Raw genomic sequence first — 24,269 nt, forward strand, 5'->3', positions numbered from 1 at the left:
TTTAACAGTGTTTCTCTTAAATTCTTCGTCATACCGTTGCCGCTGTTCACCCATGTGAACACCTCCTTAGATATCTTCATTATCTTAATCTCTTAACGGGTGTCCACTTTTAATTCTAACTTCATTCCTCCCTATAAATGCATAGATCACTCCCTAAAAAGAGCTTTTTCCGGAATTTATAGGGATAGATTCCCTATAATCTCCATTTCAGAATATAAATCAGCCAGTTATAGGGAGAAATTCCCTATACTGACCTCCCCCGCACTCTACTCCTTGGCTAATGCATCACTCTGATCGTATTAACTTCCTGAGTGTGTCATTCATTGATCTGCCAGTTCATCCGCCTACACATCACCCTGCGCATCTGACCGAACATCTGCCTACGCATTTGACCGCTCATCAACCTGTTCATTACATTTATACGTCCGATCCATCAGATTCCTTAATCAGCCCACACCTAACTCCGAGCCGTGAACTCCTTAACCGCCTCGCTCATTAGATTCATACCAAGCAGTAGCTCATCCCGGCCAGGATGGCTGAAGTTGAGACGAATGTGATTTCCGCTTCCATCCACACTACATAAAGGTCCTGGCAAAAATGCTACTCCCTTACCTAGCGCACATTTCAGCAGTGCCATAACATCCATCCCCTCCGGCGGAGATACCCATAGAAACATGCCTCCTGACGGCAGATCGTAGGAGCTTCCTTTCCAAGCTGGACGTTTAAGAAGTTCCACCATCAACTTCAGTCGGGTGTTATATTCTCGGTTCAGCTGCGCAATATGCTCGCGAAGATCAAAAGCGGTCACATCCAACAAATGATGCAAAAGGCGTTGATTTAATGCGCTCGATTGCCAGTCTGCCATCTGCTTGGCAGCAGCCATCATCCCGATCACTTCCCGGCTACCTGCAGCCCAGCCCGTCCGCAACGCGGGCGCAACGGTCTTGCTGAACGATCCGATATATAATACGTGTCCGCCATCACTTATATTTTCTAATGCATATAAGGATGGATATCTTGTGGCCCAATGCTCACCATACTTCTGGAAATGTAAATCCCCATAAGAATCATCTTCTACAATCAGGATGTCATAGGCGATACAAAGCTCCAACACCTCACGCCGTCTCTGTAAGCTCCATAGGATGCCACTTGGATTCGTGAAGCTTGGTGTTGCAAACAGCATCTTAGGCTTATGCAGTTCAATTTGCCTCCGCAAATGATCTGGATCAAGGCCGTTCAAGTCACCCTCTACAGGAATAATAATGGCCCCCTGCATCCGAAGCGTTTGTAGGAATCCTGGAGATGTCGGATTTTCTACTAATACGCGATCTCCCGGATCAATATACACCCGCGACAACAAATCGATCGCTTGCTGGCTACCCGTTGTTAGCAGAACTCCACCCTCAGTAACAGTTACCCCTTTTTCTCTGAGCCAATCCCCGGCAAGCCACTCCCGAAGTGGCCCATAACCTGCAGGATCACCATATTGAAGTGCCCCTGCATCTGCAGATATCACCGTAGAGGCTGCTTCAGCAAGCAGCGATAACGGGAACAGTTCTTCCGCTGGTAATTCTTCAGCAAGCGATATCATGGAGCTTCTCCGTGTTTGGGTGCGAATACTTAGAAGCGGTGACGATAGCAGTGTGTGTGCGCGAGCAGAAAATTGGTATAGCATGCGAAATCCCCCTTCCCTAGTACCATGTAGAAATGGATTAGTTATCCTCTTCCGAGGACGATTATCCATTCAACGTGATATGCTTTCTTCTATTTCAAGAATATTCCACCTTTACCGTCATTATGTCGTATAGCTTGGGTTATGCGTAGATTTGCCTGTTTTGTCTTGAAAAGAGAGCAAATTTCTCAATGGCCTGCGCTCGCGTCGAAACATCAAGCTTCACATAAATTTTGCGCAAGTAATTGTCAATCGAGCGACGGCTTACTGCAATTTCAAGCGCTATTTTATCATAGGTAATTCCCTGTACGATTCGCTCCATAATAAACATCTCGGTCTGCGTCAATTGAAGAACATCATCCAGACCTTTAGATGTCGAAATCGGCCAGGATCCTTTTTCTATCCATTCTAGCGGCATTGAAAGAAAACCCACTCGCAAACCCTGGATCAGCTGTAAAAGCTGATGAGGAGAAGCTCCTTTCGAGAATATCCCGCTGGCTCCTAGCTCTATGAGTGGCTGAAGCAGATCCCTGCCGTCTTCATCAGTCATCACAACAAAATGCGAGTTTGGTGAGCTTTTTTTCATATTTAACAGCACACTCTCAATATTACCTTCAGGCATATGATAATCTGCCAGCACGAGCTCGGGATTCTTTTCCCTTACGATGGAAGCGCCTTCGTCCCAAGTTGAATACATTCCTAGAACTTTAAGCTCTCCTCCCTCTTCTAAAATCAATTTTGTCCCCAGCATACTTGTAGGATGACACCCCACAATAACCACCTGCCAAACCTTCATCATTAATGCCCAGACCCCCTGCTTTATATAATCATCCAGAAAGGAAAACGCCGCAGCGTTTCCGGTTTAAACGCAAGCAAGGAAGTGTGATGACTTGTTCGTTTATTCTCTCGCTGGTTACCTTGAGTACGTCTAGCAGAAATTCCAATCTATAGAAATTGTATCGCAGTAGTTTAATAGGATGCAATTACTTTTTCTAGTTTTCACGCTCTCTTTCATTTTTGCGAAACTAGTCAAAGTCTGATAGAATGGGGACTTGAAAAAAAGACCAACCCGAGGTGATCAAATGCAACCGCTAGCGGAAACGTCCCCGGTACACTCGCGCCGTACTGCTGTGAGAAACGGCCCTTCCGTAAAATGGTTTTTACTGTTCTGGATCGTGATGATTGGAATTGGTGTATATGCTGTATACAGCTATACGAACCATCTGAAACAGCAGGTGCTCAGCCAACTTAGCACTCAGAGCCAGCAGCAACTTACCGTTCTGAAGACCGACTATGAGTCGAAGATTGCCGTTCTAACTGAAGAGGTGAAGGAATTGCAGAATACTGTGCAAAGTTTTAACGAACTATTAACCTTCACTAAAGATAATGCTAGTGCCAAGACAGACAATAGTAATAAGCTATATACGCAATTGAACGAAGTTAACAAACAGTTAGAAGCTTTAAAGAAAAAAATGGATCTGATCAAATGATGACGCCAGTCAAAAGAGTGAACCGTTTCTTTATGCTTCTAACCGCACCTTTTTTAGGTTTACTGATATGTATGTTGTGGTATCGGCCACCGCTCGAGCTGGATCTTGATATTGGTCAATTCACACCTATCTCAGGGCCCCTGAATGAAACAGCCGTCCTAAAAAAGGATCTAACCCTAGCCGAAGGTACTGCATCCTACACCATAGATGCAGTCAGCGCTAGCGCCAAGCTATATAAGGGAACCACTGCTGTAATGAATAAGCTGGTTGTGACAGCGCAGACTCAAGCGAACCGACCTGAACTGATCTACAACCGCAGAATTTCAGCTAAGCTTGGAATACCTTCAGAGATCGTTATCAGCGACCGTATTAGAGTTGAGTTATATCGATTAAATCCAGGAAACTACAAAGCTTATGCGTTGAAAATCAAACTGAAGGATCCGACCGCTATGAAGATGAGCCTGGCGGAGACAGCCTCCGGTGCGGAAACAACTATGCATGCCGTACAGCGTAATGGAGCCATTGCTGGTATTAATGCAGGCGGTTTTGCAGATCAATCCGGGAAACGTTATCCCTTAAGCACAACTGTGGTGGATGGAAAGTATCTCAATGGTTTCGAGCCGACGTTCAAGGATCTCAGCTTCGTAGGTCTGAACAAGTCCGGACAGTTAATCGGTGGAAAATTCTACAGTCGCGCACAGTTAGATCAACTCGAACCCGTATTCGGTGCAACCTTTGTGCCTGTTCTACTTAAGAACAACGTCAAAGTGCCCATTCCCGAAAAGTGGAAAACATCCCCCAATCGGGCGCCGCGTACAGTTATCGGTAATTATAAGGATGATCAGATTCTTATCTTTGTAGCGGATGGCTATAATGAGCTTGGCAGCTCTGGAGCACAGCTAGAGGAAATTCAGAACAAGCTATATAATATGGGCGTGATGGATGCTTATAATCTGGATGGTGGAGGATCGTCCTCGCTCATCTTCAACGGAAGAGTAGTCAACAAACCATCTGACGGAAATCTTAGAGCTGTACCGACAAATTTCCTATTTTTTGAATGATTATAGTAAAATGTCTATGCAACATATCACATTTGCGTTTATTTTTATTGATTTGCAGGGTATAATCTTGATAACGAATACATTTGCTAATGGAGGTGCCAGTATGTCGTTCTCATTAACCTTTTGGATCGTAACATTCGTATTTGTGTTATTTATGGTCGGCATCCTTACCTCATCTTACAACGACGACAAAACAAAAGGTCTATAAGCAAGAAGAACGGGTGCCGTCCTTTTAGGGACGGTACCCGTTTCTTCTATTTCACTAATGTCTCAGCAGCCACTTGGCTCTGAGACATTTTTTTACTGAAACAAGAAAACTGCCACATAAGTAGAGAAGTCTACGAATGGGACAGTTTCTTTATTTAGAAAACTATAGGCTGTCAGAATTCTAAATGTGTAAATATGTATTTCCTATGCGTGTCTTGGCAATTGGGTCATTTCTGAGAGGCATGCAGCGCAAATATAACGATCTTTATATTCACTTACACCTTCCATTGATCCACAGAAAACACATTTTGGACGGTAACGCTCCAAGATGATATGGTCACCCTGTACCAAAATTTCAACCGGGTCGCCTTCATTCATCTGATACCTTTTACGCAGGGACTTAGGCAGAACAATTCTACCCAGCTGATCCACTTTGCGAACTACACCAGCAGGTTTCATATCTAACGTACACCTCTCCTGTTCAACTAATAATTTGTAGCTACTATTTATTTCGGCTCATTCATTATATTTCGTTATTAAAATGTCGAATCCTGCTGAAAAAAAACAAAAAAAATGTCTTTTTTCTAAACAAGATTAGGAAAATCTAACTGTCGAAGGGCTTCATATACAATAATAGCCGCAGAATTAGATAAATTCAGTGATCTTACAGCATCACTCATTGGCATGCGCATTTTTGTTTCTTTACCCGCTTCCAGAATTTCTGCAGAGAGACCCTTCGTTTCTTTACCAAAGACAAAAAAATCTCCATCTTGAAAATCAAAGTCGCTATATCTCTTCTCGGCTTTCGTTGTTGCGTAAAAGAAACGTCCCTCACTGTACTTCTCGAGTACCTCAGCAAAAGAGTCGTGGTATTCAATGTTAACAGCATGCCAGTAATCTAATCCTGCTCTTTTCAATGTAGCATCGTCTGTACGGAATCCGAGTGGGCGAACCAGGTGAAGATGAGTGCCAGTTGCGGCGCAAGTACGTGCAATATTACCGGTATTGGCCGGAATTTCCGGCTCTACTAATACGATATGGAGTGCCATTATATGGTTCCTTCCTCTCTAAAGGCTTGATAGCCAGATGTTTTATTCTAGTGCATAACCATAGCTTCTCCAAACAAACTGAAAACCTTCCACCCATAGGCGGAAGGTTTACGATAGAGTTCATTAACCTTGAGTTTGCCGGAAATGGTTCATGAAATCGGAAAGTGCCTTAACACTTTCGTAAGGAACTGCATTGTAAATGGAAGCGCGCAAGCCACCCACACTGCGATGTCCCTTTAAGCCGACAAAGCCTTCCAGCTCAGCGGCTTTAACAAACCGTTTTTCGAGTTCTTCCGATTGCATCCGGAAGGTAACGTTCATAATGGAGCGACTGCTCTTCTCAGCAACGCCACTATAGAAGCCGTCACTTCCATCGATGTGATCGTATAACAGACCCGCTTTTTCAAGGTTCTTGGATTGAATGCCAGCTAAACCACCTTGCTCCTCAATCCATTTTAATACTTCGTTAACCATGTATACCGAGAAAGATGGAGGTGTGTTGTAAAGAGAGTTATTTTTATAATGAGTACTGTAACGCATAATTGTAGGAATGTTAGAAGGTGATTCTGCAAGCAATTCTTCTTTAGCAATAACCACAGTCACACCAGAAGGACCAAGGTTCTTCTGAGCTCCAGCATAGATCATTCCGAATTGATTCACATCGATTGGACGACATAGAATATCACTAGACATATCTGCAATTAGCGGGATCGAGCCAGCATCCGGGAATTCCGCGAATTGCGTTCCTTCGATGGTCTCATTGGAAGTTACATGAAGGTAAGCAGCATTATCCGCAGCCTTGATCGAGCTCAACTCAGGAATCGCTACGAATTTCTTATCTTCTGAAGAAGCAGCTACATGAGCGCCTCCGACCAATTTAGCTTCTTTAAAAGCCTTATCAGCCCAACTTCCTGTCATTACATAACTACCTACTTGGCCCTCAGAGATCAAGTTCATAGGGATCATAGCAAACTGTGTGCTTGCTCCACCTTGTACGAACAATACCTTATAGCCCTTCGGATTGCCGAGGAGCGAAAGCAGACGTTCCTGCGCTTCATTATGCACGGATTCGTAGATTGCTCCACGGTGCGACATCTCCATGATAGACATTCCACTTTCTCGGAAATCAACAAACTCCGCTTGTGCGCGTTCCAGTACCGTAAGCGGCAATGCTGCCGGTCCGGCATTAAAATTGTATGCTCTCTTATTCAAAACTACTCCCCACCCTTTCTCTCCTATCAATATGGATATCGCTTATGATAGCAATAATCTTACACACCAGCAAGTATAATTATTCACATAAAAGCTTGGATTACTGCTTATCATGATGTGAAAAAATGATACGTTCGGCTCCAGGACTTGCTTTCATGCGGTAAAAGACTAATGTTCACAAAAACTTCAGGTGACACCACATGGCGTTCTCCCCATAGAGCCATTCGTGCTACTGGGAAATCTCCGCTCTCGCGTACTCCTGTTCCACTAGGCTTATGAACCAGCTCCCAATTGAACTCAGCCTCCGGGCCTCCCCAGCCGCTCAGCTTGCAGTAAAATGACCGGTCTGGCTCTTCTGACCAAGTAAGGGTATTACCAGATACCTCTAGCAAATTGTTCGTGTATTGAGATTCTGGTTCTACTACTTTGAGCGCATTCGAGAGACGCAACTCAAAATCTGCACCTATATTCAAACCATCAATTCCAATGAAATTGTGGATGTACTCCTCGGTTTGGAATGGCTTATCCCCTTTGTTATGCAATTCATATGCAATTTCCAATTGGTCATCCTTTATAGAGATCGTTTTGGTCAAAAGCATCGCGTATCCATTGCTTTCCATCGGCTGGACAGTATATGTAACCGAATCATCCCTAACCTCCATATCAACAGCAAAAGGGGTTAGTGGATACTTGCGATGAAAGCTATAGCTCTGCGAATCCAGCTTTTGTAACAATCCGATTCCGGGCTTTGGAAACCAGCCTTCAATCGGCGTTTCATCATACCCAATTGCCCGGGAAATGCCAAACTCGTTACAAAGTCCACTTCCACCAGTACCTTCGCCTTCCTTCAAGCTTTCTGGCACACAAAAAGTATGTTTACCCTTTTCTAACGTAACTTGTGTGATAAACCCCGTCCAGTCAAAACGAGTCCCTTTATAATCTTCTCCAATATCAGCGATATCAACAGATAATACGCCATTTGACAGCCTGCAACCCATTCTTCACAAACCCCTTTCAATCATTCAACAAATAAGTAAATTAGCCCCATTATAGCATTCAAGAAGAAACTTAGTTTTTATAATTTTCAAAAAAACGTCTGCAGCCGCTATTCATAACGGTGCAGACGTTTTTAATAAAATCCTGTTATGATTACGCCAGAGTCACTTCAATCACGTGAAGCTCCTCTGTCTGCAGAGCAAGTAGCTCCTCACGTGGAATAATCGCACTTCCTGAGCCGCGCTGCAGCGTCACATCGCCGCCATTCAACGTAACGGAGTGTATTTGGTACTCTCCGTAGTTAAAGCTTCCAGTGGCTTTATAGACCACTTCAAACTCACGATCTGCAAAAATCGTCTTAATTGACGCTTTACCCTCGGAATCAAATTGTTCTTTTACTAATTTAGGTTCTAGCAATAGATCACCCAGCTTACCCTTCACACCAAATACTTCAGTGACCATGGTTAGCAAGAGCCAGCTTGCAGAGCCTGTTAGATACGTGTACATCCCTCTGCCTTGCTCGTTAATATATTCAGGAATACCTGGGTAGATGCGAGCTTTTTCGAAATCCGTACTCAAGCTGTAAAGAGATTCGAGGACCTTATGACCTTCTTTTACATAACCACGTTTATACAACGCATTTCCGTACATGATGGTCATGTGACTGAACATGGCCCCATTTTCTTTATGGCCAAAAGCAAAACCAAAAGCACGACCCAAATTCTGCTGAATCCCACCGAAACGGGAATTAAGCCTGTATCCAATCTTGTCATCAAATAGATTACGATCTACAGCAGCAATAATATGTGGAATTTGCTCCGGAGCCGCTGCATGACCCATAAGTGGGAATACTTGACCCGTAAGCGTCATACGAACGCCTTCAGAAAATTCTCCCTCTACCCGTTCACCATCGTTATTATAATAACCATTAAACCAGCCATCGCCATTCTCACTCTGTACCCACTCATTGTTACGCAAATGGTTAAACAACCAGTCCGCTTTTTGTTCCAGATCGTCAGCTACTTTATTAATATCGAGAGATACACGAACTCCACTCACCTTATTTGGTGCGGCAGCATAATATCGATCCAGTCTCTCGTGCTTGCCTGATATAGAACCGTAATCCACAGACTCGTTAAGCGTATCTAGCAGTAGATGCATTTCTTCGGCCAATTCAATAGTTTCCTGACCTTTAGAAGTCTTAAGGGTTCGCAACATCCGAGAAATATCTAATAGATTGCTAGCATAGAAAGATGTAAAAGCTACACTCTCTCCGCGATCCGCCCCCATATCAAGACCATCATTCCAGTCCGCGCCTTCGAGCAGGATATTATTATGTTCTCCTACATTAAAGAATGGCACTAGATTTTGCAGCAAAATATGTTCCAGAATAGTACCTTTGTAGATTTCCCCGGAAGCTGTTCTAAGATCACTGCCTGCAGAGATATCCCAAGAAGTATCACGTTCCTTACAGCGACTCATAAAAGTATCCCGGAAATAAGTCTGTTCTTGCAACAAGAAATCAAGGTCACCACTCTGATCCAGATAGAGCATCGTTGTTAAGAACGGCCACGCTCCATGATCCATCCACACACGAGGAATATTGTTACGATCAGCGATAAATTCGCCTGGCTGTTGACCGATGATAGTTGCGTTACTGCCATCAATTCTCACACCAGCGTAATTGTTGAAGAGTAGGCTACGAACTTCAGCAGGCTCCATTATAAGCAGCGCTAAACAGTCTTGCCAAAGATCTCGCCAGCCACGTCCGCCCCTTCCATAATCATGATACGGTAAGAAGGAGTTACCATAGAGTCTTCTAAGCACCGGTTGGATAGTTACCCATTTCATCCATTGATCCGCATCCGAATCGCCGGTATGGAATTCAACCATATTCACTTTATCTGCCCAGAAGGTTTTAGTTTCCTCTAATAAATGATCAAAAGCTTCAGATGTACCATATTTGTCCATCATCGCTTCAACGTTAATTCTATCACTATCAATGGCCATAACTACGACATAAGAATGACTTTCACCAGGAGACAAGGTAATCGGAGCAAAACGAAGGCCACCGACTGCTTCATAACCCTCTCTATCCACGCCTCCACCCTTACCAATCTCCGGCGTAGTATTCAGAATAACTGCTTCTGGCCAGTCAAGGCTTCCACCTTCACCGATAAATTCCTCTTGAATCGGGAAGAAACCAGCAGGTTGACTGCCGTCACCTTCCGCACCAAACACACCGTAAGAGGTATAGTTAATGCGATGACCACGCTCATCGAAAGAAAGTGCAGGCTGAACCTCAACACCATAAGCTGATGTGTAAATCCTATTTAGCAGGGAGGTTACATGTCTGTGATCCCGCAGATCATCTGCGGAACGAGCATACAATGGAACTACAGCCGTTGGCGTAAGAGTAAGCTTCTCTGTTCCTGCGTTCGTTAATGTAACTTTCATTAGTTCTACTTTATCGTTTCCGCTAGGTACGAAGCTGGTAATCTCAGCTTTGACACCCATCTCAGAGTTGCTGTGAGTGACCCGATGCCATAGGAATCCAGCCTCGAGCACTGAATCATCAGCAGATGAAGTGTAGAACGCTGCATTTTGCTTAGCCGAATTTCCAGCTGCAGACCAAGCACCCTTGCCTTCGACGTATACCCAGAAATTACGTGAAGCACGTGAATTATGCAAATCTTCAACAGATAATGGCGGTGTCAAAAATGTATTATGACCTGTCGTCGCCTGACCATGAAGCTTCGGGGTTACAGTCGACATCATCCCCCCCTCATTTACTAGAGGGAAGTATAAGAAACTACTATGATCCGGTTGCTGAAGCTTGAACTCCCCATCCTTTCCGGTGAATTCAAAGCCAAGAATTTTTTTGCGGTCCATTGTCCTCATCCTCTCATTTACACATCTACTTAAGCTTTAACCGCACCTGCCAATGCACCGTCAACAATATACTTTTGAATGAAGGTATACAGGACGATAAGTGGTGCAGATACGATCATGATACCGCACGCCAACATAGGCCAGTTGTTCCCGTATTGACCGCGGAATTCTTTAAGCCCGAAGGTAATTGGATAATGTTCCGGACTTGGCAAATACATGATTGGACCTACAAAGTCATTCCAAATCGTAATCGCTGTCAGGATAACACCGGTTGCGATAACAGGTTTCATCAGCGGCATAATGATCTGGAATAAATACCGCATATACCCAGCACCATCCATACCTGCAGCTTCATCCATCTCACGGCTGATCCCTTTAATATAACCTACGAACATCATGAAGACGATACCTGTTCCTCCTGTTTTTAGGAGAATATAACCCAGCTTCGTATCATAGCCCACAAATCCAAGCTCTTGTTTCAAGGTAAGCATCAATTTGAACTGGGCAACCATAGGGTTAGGCAAGAACTGTGACATCAAGAAGAACAAATAGATAAACCCGCTCCACTTCACATAATTTCTCGCTACCGGAAAAGCCCCGAATAACGAAACAATTAGTGTAAGCACTGTTGCTACGGCTGTATACAGCAGACTATTCAGGAAATAATTAGAGAAATTACCTTTTACCCAAGCTTCCTTGTAGTTATCCCATTGAATACTTTTCACAAGTCCGATCGGGTCTAGCAGGTAATCTGTGAAGGACTTGAATGAAATATTTATAACAAACAATAGCGGCATGATATACAAAACAAGCAACACTGCAATCAGAATATAAGAGAGAGTTTTGGCGGTTTTGGAATCTTTCATTAATATTCCACCTCTCTCTTACGCATTTGTTTAACTGCAAATACAACGAAGACTAGAATCATAAGGAACTGTACCACAGAAAGCGCGGATGGAAGTCCCATCTGTAGAGAACCACGGAACGTCTCTTTATACACGTCATAAGCCATCGTTCTTGTGTTAAAGCGACCGTCCGTAGTTGCGAGAATAATATCAAAGGTGGACATCGCACCGATGATGGACAAAATAATATTAATGGTGAACGATGGAGCAATAAGTGGGAACGTAATGTTCTTAAAAGATTGCCACTTCGTAGTTCCATCAATGTATCCAGCTTCATACAGGTCTTTCGGAACGGATTGAAGCCCTGCAAGGAAAATCAGCATAGAGTAACCCATATACATCCAAATTTGCGTGAATATAATATAACCAAACGCATGGGTGAAGCTTCCAAAGAACATGTCTTTATAACCGAACAATGAATCATACAGTTGATTTACGGGACCACTTAGCGGATCGAACATCAAGCCCCATACCAGTGCAACTACCGATACACCAAGCACAACCGGCAAAAAGAAAACTGCGCGATAAAAATAATCGCCTTTCAGCTTCTGATTAATAACTACGGCCATAAGGAGACCGACACCGTTTTGTACGATTGTAACAATGATCATGAAATAAACAGTTCGTATAATGGAATCCCAACGTTCGCCTGAATTTCCGGAGTTAAAAACACTATAATAATTTTCAAGGCCTACGAAATTCAACTTACTTCCAGGAACGTTCGTAATATCTGTAAATGAATAGATGACCGTCATCATAGAGGGTCCAAAATAAAAAACAACATACAATGATAATGGAATCATAAGCAGCAGAAGTGGTAAATATCTTTTTATACCTTTTCCGAACGGATACATTTCTCTCACCTACCCAATCCTAATTCAATAAAATGATCGGGGTCTGTACGAACAGACCCCGATGTTGTAGTACATGATGGTGCACAGTATGTTGTAGATGTCTGTTTATTGAGATAACAGCTTATTTAGGAGCTGCAGCTTCCCATTCTTTTTGTTGAACATCTGCAAGTTCTTTAGCGGATTTAAATTCGCCACCTGGTGCAAGGTATTCAGTGTGTACACCCTCAGCAGCAATGTGCTCGCCAACATTATCACGGTTAATCATCATGATTTCATAAGCTAGCTCAAAGTCACCTGTCATGTAAGGAGCAAGCTCTTTGTCAATAAAGTCACTGTCAGTTGCAATGTTATCTTGTGTTGGCAAGAAGCCTGCAGCTTTAACGTATTCTGTGTAGTTTTCTGGTTCAGAGAAGAATTCCAGCCATTTCAAAGCGCCTTCTTTGTTCGGACCTTTTTCTGCTGCATACCAAGTTACATCGTATTTACCTACAAGTGAATTGTTTTTAGCAGCGTCTTCAGTAGCTGGAATTGGGAAGTATCCGAATTTCAGATCTGGATTAGCAGCAGCAATCGTAGGAGCATCCCAAGTTCCGTCAGCGATCATAGCTGCTTTACCTGTTGCGAAGTACGAAGGTGCGGTTGCATAGTCAATCCCCAAGAAACCGTCGATGAAGTAGTTATCTTGAAGCGTCTTCATTTTTTCCAGCACTTCTACAGCCTCAGCATCGTTGAACGCCGAAGTACCTTTCCAAACGCCTTCAATCCATTTTTGTTGGTCGCCGCCACCTAGAATCTTAGACTGCAAACCGAACACTGGTAGTTTCAAAGGCCATACATCTTTACCAGCCACTACGATTGGCACGATGCTCTTAGATTTCAGAGTATCAAGAAGACTAATGAACGCTGTCCATGTAGTAGGCACAGTCAAACCGTTTTCTTCAAACATTTCTTTATTATAGAAGAAACCTGACATTGCTACTTTACCGGTTGGGATCGCATAAACTTTATCTTTGTAAGTACCCGCCTTAGCAATATCATTCGCATTGTAGTTTTTAACGAAAGCTTCATTGCTCAGATCAGCAATCAGACCGGAATCAATCCATTGTTGCCAGTCTGGCACTTTCGCACCTGGTGTCCAATCTTTCGGAGACAATCTCATACCGGACAAATCGGCAAGGACGTCTACGTCACCAGCTGTAATTCTTGCTCTTTGTGCTTGTTTAAACTCATCATCCGGACCAGTGGTTGTGTACTCCACTTTATATTCAGGATATTTCTCTTCAAACTTCTTATTAATGTCTGTAATGACTTTGTTAATATTCTCTTGTTTCCAGTGCAAGATCTTAATCACTTTCTTGTCACCAGATGCTGGCTTGTCTGTTCCGTTCCCCGGAGCATTTGTAGCCTCACCGTTTGTGTTGTTGCCGCTTCCACATGCTGCTAATGAGAGCACTAGCGCTGAGCTCATCAATACCGCAGAAAGCTTCTTTACCATTTTTGTTACCCCCCAGATAAATTGTTCTGACCTTTTAACGAAACAGCATTTCAACTCCCGAAATCACGAAACTTTCACGACGATAATCCAGAAAGCGGTTTCGTTGTTTTTATTATTACATCGTTATTTATCTTTGTAAAGTCTTTTTTTATTCTTTATCTTTGGACTAATTTTGAACTATTATCCTTAAAAATCCTTTTATATCAAGGGTATTATCATTTTACCGCCAAACACCCCATTGACTATCTTCTTATATAATTATAAAATCATCTACGAAAACGTTTCGTAATTCATACTTAAAATCCATAAAAAAGCCTAACTCAAATTACACTTTCATCATAGATTACGGAGTTTTTCTCATTAAAAGGAGGACTAAAGTTGGCCTATAACATTAAAGACATAGCGAAAATAGCTGGGGTTTCTGTTTCGACAGTATCTAAAATCATTAATAACTACAGCGACATTTCGGAGGACACCAAGACTAGGGTACAACAAATCATAAAAGAAACCGGATATACTCCCTCCAATTCAGCAAAAACATTAGCTACAAAATCATCGAATCTAATTGGTGTTATATTTGCAGGCATGCTGAATGTTGACTTTACCCATCCTTTTTTCATCGAAGTCCTAAACTCCTTCAAAAAGCAAATGGGACTGCTAGGTTACGACCTGATCTTTTTCTCTAACGAAAAATTTCAAAGTGGCGACACTAATGATTATCTTGCCAGATGTCTGCATTTTAATGTAGATGGTTGCCTACTAATTTCCGGACAAGAGCTAGAAACCTCTATTAGCGAATTAGACAATAGTTCTATCCCTTGTATTGGCGTAGATTTAAAGCTATCAGGCGACAATTCTGGTTATATCATGTCTGATAATTTCAAGATGTCCACTAAGGTAGTCGAACACTTTTACTTATTAGGCTATCGAGAACTTGGCTATATCGGCAGTTCCTCAGAGTCAGAAATCTCCAATATACGTGAAAGTGGTTTCCGCAAAGCGCTTGAAGATTTAGGACTACCGATTAACGAAAACTGGTTCTTAAACGGGAGCAATTTCTTTGAAGCCAGCGGTTATGAGACCATGCGTAGAATGATTGCGAATGGCAATTTACCCAGAGCGATCTTCGCGGCCTCTGATCAGCTAGCTATCGGGGCTATGCGTGCCCTTAAGGAATCTTCTATCACCGTTCCTGGTACTGTCGCAATTATTGGCTGTGATGATATCGAAGCCTGTAATTACACAACACCACTCTTGACTACGATTAAACAAAATAAAGATAAGATCGGTCGTCTAGCCGCGTTAATGCTGTATGATTTAATAAACAATCAATCAGGCACGAGCTCTTTCAGCGTGGAGCCAGAGCTCATCATAAGAGAATCCTGTGGCGCTTCTGAGCGGGGTTTAGTGTAGCCCCTTTAAAGATGCCTTTACTTTATTAAAGTGGAACTACAGGGCAGAATATTAAACTATAGAAGCAAAATGAGGATATTCTTAGCCATATCAATGGCCAAAGATATCCTCATTTTTGTTTAGAGTCTTTTATATCCTAAATCAACACAAAAGGTGTTCCTAAGCCATTTCCATGGCTTAGGAACACCTTTATTTAAGCAATCTTACAGGTCGAAGTACAGAGAATATTCATGTGGGTGAACACGAATCGCAACCTCTTGAGCTTCGGAACGTTTCAAAGCAATATAGTTATCAATGAAGTCCTTAGTAAATACGTCACCTTCGGTAAGGAACTCGTAATCAGCTTCCAAAGAATCAAGTGCTTCGCCCAGGCTGCCTGGAACGCTGCGGATTTTTTCTTTGTCTGCATCGGACAATTCGTAGATGTTCTTGTCCAGAGGACCGTAACCCAGTTCTTGTGGGTTGATCTTGTTCTTAATTCCGTCCAGTCCTGCCATCAGCATTGCGGAGAATGCCAAGTAAGGGTTAGCCGTGGAATCCGGTGTACGGAACTCGATACGACAGCCTTTTGGTGTCACAGCTGCTACAGGGATACGAACTGCTGCAGAACGATTTCCTTTGGAGTATACCAAGTTAACCGGTGCTTCGTAACCAGGAACCAAACGTTTAAATGAGTTGGTGCTTGGGTTAGTCAATGCGATCAAAGCCGGTGCATGGTACAAAATACCGCCGATGTAGTGAAGAGCCATTTCGCTCAAGTTAGCATAAGCGCCTTTTTCGTAGAACAAAGGAGTGTCTCCGTCAAAGATCGATTGGTGTACGTGCATTCCGCTACCATTATCGCCAAACAGTGGTTTTGGCATGAAAGTTGCTACTTTGCCGTACTGACGTGCAGTGTTTTGAACAATATATTTATAAGTCATTAGATTATCAGCGGTTTTCTTCAATGTATCAAAACGGAAGTTGATTTCCGCTTGGCCCGCAGTAGCTACTTCGTGGTGATGGCGTTCGATACGCAGTCCTACTTCAGCAAGCAGACGACACATTTCACTACGGATATCCTGTTGGGAATCCACAGGTGCTACAGGTACATATCCACCTTTAACGCCAACTTTAAATGCCAGGTTGCCGCCCTCTTCTTTACGACCTGTATTCCAAGCCGCTTCTTCAGAGTCTACGAAGAATGAGGAGCTGTTCATACCGCTCTCGTAACGAACATCGTCAAAGATAAAGAATTCAGACTCAGGTGCGAAGAATGCCGATGTTCCAACTCCGCTCTTCTGAAGGAATTCTTCTGCTTTCACAGCAATACCGCGAGGATCGCGCTCATAGCGTTCACCATCAGGAGTGAAAATGTCACACATTACGTTCAGCGTTGGATGAGCTGTAAACGGATCAATGAACACACTGTTCGGATCAGGCATCATAACCATGTCTGATTCTTCAATACCACGGAATCCTTTGATGGAAGAACCGTCGAATGCTACCCCATTTACAAAAGTTTCATCTTCTACTTCAGAAGCAGGCAGAGAAATGTGGTGAGCACGGCCACCTAAATCTACGAATCGAAAATCTACCCACTCGATATTGTTTTCTTTAATTGTTTGCAACACTTTTTCAACCGACATGAATTTTTCCTCCCCCAAGTTCCGAACATTAAGCCCCTCACAGTATGCAAATGTTCTTGTTTCATTTTTATTTGCTGTCGTCATTATAAATCTCATACCTAACATCGTCAATGCTTATGTCAGGTATTTCTTTCAGCTATGTAAGATATTCTAACGCTTTCGTGAAATCCGTTATTTTCACTAATATTCATGCCATCTTTAACTTATCCAATAACAAAGAAGCCCTACTATCCCGCTATAGCGCGGGTTTAGAGGGCTTCCAAGGTAGTGATATGCTTACATATTATAGCGCCGAAACTGTTTCTGGCGAAGTTGAAAACTTACGTCCAACAATTGGAGCAAGCTTTGCCAGATCCTTAAGTAGATTATCGAACTGCTCAGGGAATAACGATTGAACACCATCACCTGTCATGGAATTGTCCGGATCTGTGTGCATTTCGATGATTAGACCATTCGCACCAGCAGCAACCGAAGCTTTAGCCATAGGTTCAACTAACTCACGACGTCCAGTGCCGTGACTTGGGTCAGAGATTACCGGAAGGTGGCTTAAGCTTTGTAGAACCGGAATAGCCGATAGATCCAGTGTATTGCGAGTGTAAGTCTCAAATGTACGAATACCACGCTCACAGAGCATTACATCCTTATTTCCGCCTGCCAAAATGTACTCCGCTGCATTGAGCAATTCATCATAGGTTGCACTGAAGCCGCGTTTCAGAAGGACAGGTCTTCCGCAAGTACCCAGCTTGCGCAACAAATCAAAGTTCTGCATGTTCCGTGTACCCACCTGAAGGATATCAGCATGCTCAGCACAAATATCCACATACTCTGGTGTCATAACCTCTGTAATGGTTAACAGGCCATGACGCTTCCCTGCTTCAGCCATCATAGTCAAACCTTCTACACCTACACCCTGGAAGCTATATGGACCTGTACGAGGCTTAAACGCACCTCCACGCAGTACCTGAGCACCCGAAGCTTTAACTAGACGGGCTATCTCATCAATTTGCTCTGGAGACTCAACGGCACAAGGTCCGCCCATAATCACCAGATTCTCTCCACCGATCTTCACACCCTTGATATCGATAATGGTATCCTCTGGATGAAAATCACGGCTAGCTAGCTTATAAGACTTGGAGATCTTCACGACATTCTCCACACCCTTCATTTGCCGCAAATGCTCTGCAAGCTTAGGAGTGACACTTCCTACTAAACCGATAACGGTATGATCTGCACCTTTGGAGAGATGTACCTGCAAGCCCTCCTTCTCGATAACTGCGATAATATCTTTAACCTGCTCTTCTGGGGTTTGATTAGATGTAATGACGATCATTTTTATAACTTCCTCTCTACAATTAAAATTTATAACGATTTCGCTGAATTCACTCACACTACGACGCGTGTTCGCTTTTAAGCTTTTAAGCTTTTATGCTTTTAACTATTAAAGCGATTTTACTCCAAAAACCCATTACCGTCAATCCTATTTCCTAATTTATAAGATGAACCCACTTTTTCTAAATAGAAAAGCGTGTAACCTCGATAGACGAGTTTACACGCTTTTGTCCCAGCACAAAATATATAAGTTCGCTTACAGCGCATTAAGTAGTACTTGCATTCTTATTCTTAACCGGAGGAAGTAGTTTTGCCATATTCACTGTTCGTTTGATCTCCCATGTCTCGGGATTCTCGGAATCGTACTGCTCCAAATAATTAATAACTTCTTTGGTAATTGGTGTAGGTGTAGACGCACCAGAAGTAACACCCACAATATTCACACCCTTCAGCCAGTCTGTGTTAAGTTCTGACACATCAGAAATCCGATGGGCAGGAACACCTGCAATTTCTTCCGACACCTGTGCCAGACGATTAGAGTTGTTACTACGTGGATCGCCAACAACAATCAATAGATCACATTGACCCGCCTGTTCGGCTACAGCCTCTTGACGCACCTGAGTAGCCATACAGATCTCATTATGCACTTCGGCGCCCGGGAAGGTCTCTAGAAGCTTTTTCATAATATTTTTAATATCCCACTGGCTCATAGTGGTCTGATTCGTTATTACAATTCTTGAAGAAGGAATGGATAGGGTTGCAATCTCATCTTCTTTTTCAATTAAATGCACATGATCTGGCGCAATGCCGACAGCACCCTCCGGTTCCGGATGGCCTTTCTTGCCGATATAAATAACCTCATAACCATCATCGACTTTCTCCTGAATGAGATCATGCGTCTTTGTCACATCAGGACAAGTAGCATCGACCGTAGTCAATCCTTTATCCCTAGCCATCTTGCGCACCTCAGGTGAAACTCCGTGGGCAGTGAATATAACCGTTCCACTGTCTACTTTATCGAGAATATCCAGACGGTTATGACCGTCCAAGGTAATAATGCCATCGTCCTCAAACGAATTCGTAACATGACTATTATGAACAATCATGCCAAGTATATAAATCGGCCGGGGAAGATCGAGATTTTGCGCAGCCTGCCGTGCCATTACCATAGCATCGACTACTCCGTAACAATATCCCCGGGGAGAAATTTTAATGACTTCCATGACTTCACCAACTTTCTGCTTTCGTTGACTTCTGTAATAGGACACACTTTAAATTATACCCTATTCCAGCGGCGGAGCAAAGAGAAGCGGCAACCAGATCACAAAAGTGGTTCCCTCGCCTTGACGTGTAACAACTTCCACAGACCCACCATGTTCGTCAATAATCCACTTAGCAATGGATAAGCCAAGCCCAATCCCTTCTGTAATTCCACGTGATTCATCTGCACGATAGAAACGGTCGAAAATATATGGAACCTCATCTTTATCCATACCTATTCCCGTATCGGTGATCCGAATACCAACCTGATTCTGATAGAAGATGGTATCTAAACTTACCTCGCCGGAAGGCGTATATTTAAAAGCATTATCAATAAAAATAAATAACATTTGTTGTAGGTAATCTTTATTTCCAACAACATATTTCCCATTTAAGGCGGACATATCTCCTGTTGCCCACTCCGCTTGTCGAGGCAGGAAGGATGCCCGACGCGCAATCTCAGTCATCATCGGTTCAAGTGCTACTGGTTCTATCTCGAAGGTCCGTCCTGTATCAGCACGCGCAAGAGAGAGCATATCTGAAACCAGGCGACTCATTCGCTTAGACTCATCCGCGATATCCTTCACCGATTCCATCGAGAGCTGGCGAATTTCAGCCTCACTCATCTTCCCTTCGCCCGGTTCCATCTCCCATACTTTTTGCAGTAAATCGATATTTCCACGAATAGTCGTTAGAGGCGTCCGCAGTTCATGTGATGCATCGGAAACGAATCGACGCTGTGCGGCATAAGAATCCTCTAACTCTGTGTAGAATCCTTCCATACGCCCAAGCATGTTATTAACAGTCTCAATGAGGCGACCTATTTCGTCTGGAGGTCCATCATATTCAATACGGGAGCTTAGGTCATTCCCCGTCTGAATCCCATTTGCAGCTTCAATCACTTTTCCAATGGGACTCATCGCTTTACGGGCCAGGAATAAACCAAAGGTAAATGCCGCGATCAAGGTAGCAAAAGAACCGACGAGCAATATATTTTTCAAACGCTCTAAGAGCTTATTCTGCTCACCCACATAGGCAGCAACTTGCAATACAGCAACTGGATTATTGTTAAAATTTTCTATTTCTAAGATAATAGGCATCTCATAGATCAAAAACTGATTACCATCTACGACGACATTACGATATCCCTGTACAATTTTATCTTGGGCAGGATAATTAAACTGTAGACCGAAATTAATCATATTTGTCGATTGCGATAAACTTTTGCTACCATAAGTATAAATTTGTGTATACATATTGGAATTTTCAGGACGTCTGACTCCACCAAGCTTCAACTCACCATTATAACGATCAATACTAAACAAGGGTTTCGTCTGCTCAGCTTGAACTCTTAGACGGTCCTTCAAGTCACCATACGTATTAAAATAGACAAAACCGTAAATTGCGGCTGATAAGGCCAGCAGCATAACGGCCAAAATCCCTGAATACCAAGCAGTCAGCCGCAATCTTATAGACATGTTAGTTGTCACCTCTTAGAATGTAACCGGCACCCCGGATCGTTTGAATGAGGCGTTTACCGCCATGCTCCTCCGTCTTTTGGCGTAGCATAGCTATGTATACCTCAAGTACATTAGATTCACCGCTGTAATCATAACCCCATATTTTATCCATGATCAGATCCCGCGAAAGCACACGTTTCGGATTTTGCATAAACAAATGCAGTAGCTCAAATTCCTTCGCCGTCAGCTCCAGTCTTTTACCGGCGCGTGTCACTTCACGTGAATCTACATCCAAGGTAATATCCTCATAAGAAACCGCTTGCTCACTGCCTCCGCTTTGCTCACTCTTACGCCGAAGCAACGCTCGTACACGTGCAAGTAATTCTTCAAGTGCAAATGGTTTTACTAAATAGTCGTCCGCACCCAGATCAAGCCCTTTCACACGATGCTCAATTTCATCCTTGGCCGTAAGCATTAGAACAGGTACATTGCTGCCCCCTTCTCGCAAACGACGACAGACTTCAAATCCGTCTACCTGAGGCATCATAACATCCAAAATCACCACATCTGGATCACTGCTAAGGATTGCCCGTAAACCATCCGCTCCATTCACCGCTGTCTTTACATCGTAGCCTTCAAAAGCTAGCCCCCGGCGAAGCATGGAGATAATTTTTTCATCATCATCAATAATAAGAATATTCGGTCGCATCAAGCAGCCCCCATTGTTCATTTCTATTTATTTATATTGTAGCAGTCACACCATGATTAGACAAAAACGGAAGGGTTGCCCCTTCCGCGTAAATCACCGTCCGGTATTATCGTTGCCGACTTTGCCCAGTAGTCGTTGTATCAAAATCATTTTTGTTGCCGATTGTAACGGAAAGATCCAAGTTTTTACCATCGCGCACAACATTCAATGTTACTTTCTCACCGACTTTTAACGTTTGAATGAAAGCGATCAGATCTTGGTTTGTTGCATATTTTGTTCCATTTGCACCTGTAATGATATCGTAAGGGCGCAAGTCAGCGGCATACGCTGGCGATTTAAAGATAATATCTGCAACTACAGAACCTTCTTTAATATCAGTGCCCATTTGCTTGGCTACTTCATCTGTAATCGTCATAAGCGTCGCACCAATGAATGGAACGGGTTCTTTTGGAATTGCTTGGTTCGCTTCGAGTTTATCTACGACTTCTTTAATCGTATTCACAGCGATAGCGAAACCTATACCTTGGGAATCTGTGCTAACGGCTACGTTCATACCAATTACCTGTCCATTCATATTGAGCAACGGACCACCGGAGTTACCAGGGTTGATAGAAGCATCCGTTTGCAGCAGGTTTTTGTAGTTTCGTGTTCCACTTCCGTCTTCTTCGTTAATATCGATGCTGCGTCCTTTGGCACTAAGAACACCCGAGGTTACTGTATGGTCAAAGCCTTGTGGGTTACCGATAGCAACCACCTCTGAACCTACTTTCAAGCTATCCGAATCTCCCAGAGCAACTGTAGGGAAATCACTATCTCCTTCAATCTTCAGTACTGCCAAATCCAGATCTTTGCTAGAACCTAACAATTTCGCTTCGTATGGTTTGGTCACGCCATCCACTGTAACTTGGATTACATCAGCATTCTCAATAACGTGCTGATTGGTCAAAATATATCCGGATTTCTCATAAATGAAGCCTGTTCCAATTCCAAAAGGGATGAGCTGCGATGAAGAGTTTGAACCTGACTTCGAGTCCTGCTCATTTTGTGAAGAACCACTTCCACCGTATTGATCCCCGAAGAAAAATTGAGAGAACGGATCACTCAAATTCGGACTGGATGAACTTCCATTACGTGAACCGGATTTCACTAGCGTCTCAATCTTGACGACTGCTGGTCCAACCGCATCAACTACGCCAGTCACATCACGAGATCCTTTCACCAATGATGTAGTGGTAGTATTAGGTGTAGTACTAGCACTCTCATTCGTCGTCTTCGCCGTACCATTCGATCCTGAGCTCGCAATGGTTGCTGCGTCCCCTGTGAACCAGTTGCCTCGATCTGCCATAAACATAGAACCTGAGAGAACGACCATCCCCGCTAAGAAGGAAACAAATATAGTTTTCACTGAGCTTTTTGGTTTTTTATTAAATTGCCAGCCACCGCCACCTTCAGAACCGCCTCCGCCGTTTCCACCTCGTCCACCGCCATTACCATCGAAGCCTGTACTCCGATATGAACTGTTATATGGGAGTTGTTTTACAGGCTGTGGAGGTGTAATCTCGACCCGCTCCGGCTCCATCCGGTTGTAATGCTGAGCACTTCCGTCTGCGTTACTTTCATCTTTGTTCAAAGATTTAAAGGGTCCATAAGAATAGTAGTATGATGATCCGGATTCGGATGACTGATTATTATTGCTATTATGGTTATTATTGTCCCAATCCCGATCTGGTGCTGGTCCATTGTCACGATTAAAGTTGTTTTTGTTATCGTCCATGTTTATTTACCTCCTGCATCCTGTCGCCTGACAAGGATTAATTTGTTTTCTTGTTTCTTATTTTGTACTTTAAACCTTAAGGTCACATTAAAAACAATTTAAGCGGAGATAAAAGATATAGGCGGATAGTCGGATAGACGGGATTGAATATCAGGACGCACACGCTGTTCGGTGGGACTCGGTTTCAGAAGGCACACCGCTCTTGGGGGGACTGGGTTTCAGGCTACACCGCTCTTGAAATCATGTTCCTATGAATTGACCCTGCGGGTGTAACATGATTTCAAAGGCGGACGTAAACTTTTCGCTCTGATACCCAATCCCTAGGCAGGGAAGTAAAAAAAGAAGCTCGGGCGCGGAAAACAACGCGGCCCGAACTTCCAAACATACAACATACAACATACAACATACAACATAAAACATAAAAGATAAAAGATAAAAGAATAAACTAAAGACAAATGTGAAAAAATAAAAACATGATCCATAAACAACAATCTACAAGCTACAAACTAATAAAATCTGGACAAACTAGCTTATTCCGCAATTAACGTATGGACAGCACAGCTTGAGAAGTCAACCAACTTTATTATATGGAAATGCTCCCTATAATTAGCTAAATATAACGAAAAATCAAGATTTAGAGGGAAAAGCTCCCTATAATTCTGAGCAATATAGCTGTTTATGAGCAAAACAAGGGATTTATACGGAGGATTTCCCTATAATCCTGTAAACAAGCGCAAAACTCAATTTTAAAGGGAGGTTTGAAGTTAGAATTAAAAGTGGACACCTCGTTAAGAGATTAAGATAATGAAGATATCTAAGGAGGTGTTCACATGGGTGAACAGCGGCAACGGTATGACGAAGAA

19 protein-coding genes are annotated in these 24,269 nt (G+C 43.1%); 3 read left to right on the forward strand and 16 right to left on the reverse strand.

Annotated features, from left to right (window positions below; all coding sequences use genetic code 11):
* Positions 1-457: 457 nt before the first annotated feature.
* On the reverse strand, positions 458-1,675 hold the full coding sequence (locus tag UQ64_RS17425) for an aminotransferase-like domain-containing protein (protein ID WP_060624806.1): 1,218 nt from the start codon (positions 1,673-1,675) through the stop codon (positions 458-460).
* A gap of 139 nt (positions 1,676-1,814) precedes the next feature.
* Positions 1,815-2,471 (reverse strand): DNA-binding response regulator, encoded by a 657-nt coding sequence (locus tag UQ64_RS17430; RefSeq protein WP_060624808.1) that lies wholly within the window; start codon positions 2,469-2,471, stop codon positions 1,815-1,817.
* 283 nt (positions 2,472-2,754) lie between these two features.
* On the opposite strand from UQ64_RS17430, the gene UQ64_RS17435 reads away from it, so the two are divergent.
* Complete coding sequence (locus tag UQ64_RS17435; RefSeq protein ID WP_060624810.1) at positions 2,755-3,162, forward strand: hypothetical protein; 408 nt, start codon at positions 2,755-2,757, stop codon at positions 3,160-3,162.
* Entirely contained in the window at positions 3,159-4,223 is a 1,065-nt protein-coding gene (locus UQ64_RS17440) for a phosphodiester glycosidase family protein (protein WP_156417593.1), read from the forward strand. Before UQ64_RS17435 ends, UQ64_RS17440 begins: the two co-directional genes overlap by 4 nt.
* Before the next feature lie 411 nt (positions 4,224-4,634).
* Here UQ64_RS17440 and UQ64_RS17445 read toward each other — a convergent pair whose 3' ends face one another.
* The 8 genes from UQ64_RS17445 to UQ64_RS17480 form a co-directional block, all read right to left on the reverse strand.
* Positions 4,635-4,889 carry an AbrB/MazE/SpoVT family DNA-binding domain-containing protein gene (locus UQ64_RS17445; RefSeq protein WP_039871533.1) on the reverse strand — a complete coding sequence of 85 codons (255 nt, stop codon included), beginning with the start codon at positions 4,887-4,889 and terminating at the stop codon, positions 4,635-4,637.
* Between the two features lie 125 nt (positions 4,890-5,014).
* Positions 5,015-5,479: a tRNA (uridine(34)/cytosine(34)/5-carboxymethylaminomethyluridine(34)-2'-O)-methyltransferase TrmL gene (gene trmL / locus UQ64_RS17450; protein ID WP_042125678.1), complete on the reverse strand. Its 465-nt coding sequence runs from the start codon at positions 5,477-5,479 to the stop codon at positions 5,015-5,017.
* Positions 5,480-5,602: 123 nt separating this feature from the next.
* Complete coding sequence (gene serC, locus UQ64_RS17455; RefSeq protein WP_060624812.1) at positions 5,603-6,691, reverse strand: 3-phosphoserine/phosphohydroxythreonine transaminase; 1,089 nt, start codon at positions 6,689-6,691, stop codon at positions 5,603-5,605.
* Between the two features lie 110 nt (positions 6,692-6,801).
* Complete coding sequence (locus UQ64_RS17460; protein WP_060624814.1) at positions 6,802-7,689, reverse strand: aldose epimerase family protein; 888 nt, start codon at positions 7,687-7,689, stop codon at positions 6,802-6,804.
* A gap of 151 nt (positions 7,690-7,840) precedes the next feature.
* Positions 7,841-10,579, reverse strand: coding sequence for a GH36-type glycosyl hydrolase domain-containing protein (locus tag UQ64_RS17465; protein WP_060624816.1), 2,739 nt, complete (start codon positions 10,577-10,579; stop codon positions 7,841-7,843).
* Between the two features lie 29 nt (positions 10,580-10,608).
* Positions 10,609-11,445, reverse strand: coding sequence for a carbohydrate ABC transporter permease (locus UQ64_RS17470; RefSeq protein ID WP_060624818.1), 837 nt, complete (start codon positions 11,443-11,445; stop codon positions 10,609-10,611).
* Positions 11,445-12,338, reverse strand: coding sequence for a carbohydrate ABC transporter permease (locus UQ64_RS17475; protein WP_060624819.1), 894 nt, complete (start codon positions 12,336-12,338; stop codon positions 11,445-11,447). The genes UQ64_RS17470 and UQ64_RS17475 overlap by 1 nt, the downstream gene beginning before the upstream one ends.
* A 121-nt stretch (positions 12,339-12,459) precedes the next feature.
* Positions 12,460-13,833, reverse strand: coding sequence for an ABC transporter substrate-binding protein (locus UQ64_RS17480; RefSeq protein WP_060624820.1), 1,374 nt, complete (start codon positions 13,831-13,833; stop codon positions 12,460-12,462).
* Between the two features lie 378 nt (positions 13,834-14,211).
* Between UQ64_RS17480 and UQ64_RS17485 the strand changes: the two genes are divergently transcribed.
* Positions 14,212-15,246: a LacI family DNA-binding transcriptional regulator gene (locus UQ64_RS17485; RefSeq protein ID WP_060624821.1), complete on the forward strand. Its 1,035-nt coding sequence runs from the start codon at positions 14,212-14,214 to the stop codon at positions 15,244-15,246.
* Between the two features lie 203 nt (positions 15,247-15,449).
* On the opposite strand, the gene glnA is transcribed toward UQ64_RS17485, so the two are convergent.
* The 6 genes from glnA to UQ64_RS17515 form a co-directional block, all read right to left on the reverse strand.
* The gene (gene glnA / locus UQ64_RS17490) at positions 15,450-16,874 is read right to left on the reverse strand and encodes a type I glutamate--ammonia ligase (protein WP_060624822.1); all 1,425 of its coding nucleotides are present in this window, start codon (positions 16,872-16,874) and stop codon (positions 15,450-15,452) included.
* A gap of 283 nt (positions 16,875-17,157) precedes the next feature.
* Positions 17,158-18,204, reverse strand: a complete 1,047-nt coding sequence (gene aroF / locus UQ64_RS17495) for a 3-deoxy-7-phosphoheptulonate synthase (protein WP_060624823.1) — start codon at positions 18,202-18,204, stop codon at positions 17,158-17,160.
* Between the two features lie 265 nt (positions 18,205-18,469).
* Entirely contained in the window at positions 18,470-19,426 is a 957-nt protein-coding gene (locus tag UQ64_RS17500) for a 4-hydroxy-3-methylbut-2-enyl diphosphate reductase (protein WP_060624824.1), read from the reverse strand.
* Positions 19,427-19,486: 60 nt separating this feature from the next.
* A complete protein-coding gene (locus tag UQ64_RS17505; protein ID WP_060624825.1) occupies positions 19,487-20,941 on the reverse strand; it encodes a sensor histidine kinase in 1,455 nt (484 codons plus the stop codon).
* A 1-nt stretch (position 20,942) separates the two neighbouring features.
* The gene (locus tag UQ64_RS17510; protein ID WP_060624826.1) at positions 20,943-21,632 is read right to left on the reverse strand and encodes a response regulator transcription factor; all 690 of its coding nucleotides are present in this window, start codon (positions 21,630-21,632) and stop codon (positions 20,943-20,945) included.
* A gap of 106 nt (positions 21,633-21,738) precedes the next feature.
* The gene (locus UQ64_RS17515) at positions 21,739-23,406 is read right to left on the reverse strand and encodes a S1C family serine protease (RefSeq protein WP_060624827.1); all 1,668 of its coding nucleotides are present in this window, start codon (positions 23,404-23,406) and stop codon (positions 21,739-21,741) included.
* Positions 23,407-24,269: the final 863 nt, after the last annotated feature.

It is taken from the genome of Paenibacillus etheri (genome assembly GCF_001012825.1).
Lineage (GTDB): Bacteria > Bacillota > Bacilli > Paenibacillales > Paenibacillaceae > Paenibacillus_AQ > Paenibacillus_AQ etheri.

Excerpts from the sequence above, each read along its gene's own strand:
- UQ64_RS17480 (WP_060624820.1), bottom strand. The coding sequence starts at position 13,833 with ATGGTAAAGAAGCTTTCTGCGGTATTGATGAGCTCAGCGCTAGTGCTC.
- UQ64_RS17430 (WP_060624808.1), bottom strand. The coding sequence starts at position 2,471 with ATGATGAAGGTTTGGCAGGTGGTTATTGTGGGGTGTCATCCTACAAGT.
- UQ64_RS17440 (WP_156417593.1), top strand. The coding sequence starts at position 3,159 with ATGATGACGCCAGTCAAAAGAGTGAACCGTTTCTTTATGCTTCTAACC.
- UQ64_RS17505 (WP_060624825.1), bottom strand. The coding sequence starts at position 20,941 with ATGTCTATAAGATTGCGGCTGACTGCTTGGTATTCAGGGATTTTGGCC.
- UQ64_RS17465 (WP_060624816.1), bottom strand. The coding sequence starts at position 10,579 with ATGGACCGCAAAAAAATTCTTGGCTTTGAATTCACCGGAAAGGATGGG.
- UQ64_RS17475 (WP_060624819.1), bottom strand. The coding sequence starts at position 12,338 with ATGTATCCGTTCGGAAAAGGTATAAAAAGATATTTACCACTTCTGCTG.
- UQ64_RS17500 (WP_060624824.1), bottom strand. The coding sequence starts at position 19,426 with ATGGAAGTCATTAAAATTTCTCCCCGGGGATATTGTTACGGAGTAGTC.
- trmL (WP_042125678.1), bottom strand. The coding sequence starts at position 5,479 with ATGGCACTCCATATCGTATTAGTAGAGCCGGAAATTCCGGCCAATACC.
- glnA (WP_060624822.1), bottom strand. The coding sequence starts at position 16,874 with ATGTCGGTTGAAAAAGTGTTGCAAACAATTAAAGAAAACAATATCGAG.
- aroF (WP_060624823.1), bottom strand. The coding sequence starts at position 18,204 with ATGATCGTCATTACATCTAATCAAACCCCAGAAGAGCAGGTTAAAGAT.
- UQ64_RS17445 (WP_039871533.1), bottom strand. The coding sequence starts at position 4,889 with ATGAAACCTGCTGGTGTAGTTCGCAAAGTGGATCAGCTGGGTAGAATT.
- UQ64_RS17515 (WP_060624827.1), bottom strand. The coding sequence starts at position 23,406 with ATGGACGATAACAAAAACAACTTTAATCGTGACAATGGACCAGCACCA.
- UQ64_RS17510 (WP_060624826.1), bottom strand. The coding sequence starts at position 21,632 with ATGCGACCGAATATTCTTATTATTGATGATGATGAAAAAATTATCTCC.
- UQ64_RS17435 (WP_060624810.1), top strand. The coding sequence starts at position 2,755 with ATGCAACCGCTAGCGGAAACGTCCCCGGTACACTCGCGCCGTACTGCT.
- UQ64_RS17425 (WP_060624806.1), bottom strand. The coding sequence starts at position 1,675 with ATGCTATACCAATTTTCTGCTCGCGCACACACACTGCTATCGTCACCG.
- UQ64_RS17470 (WP_060624818.1), bottom strand. The coding sequence starts at position 11,445 with ATGAAAGATTCCAAAACCGCCAAAACTCTCTCTTATATTCTGATTGCA.
- UQ64_RS17460 (WP_060624814.1), bottom strand. The coding sequence starts at position 7,689 with ATGGGTTGCAGGCTGTCAAATGGCGTATTATCTGTTGATATCGCTGAT.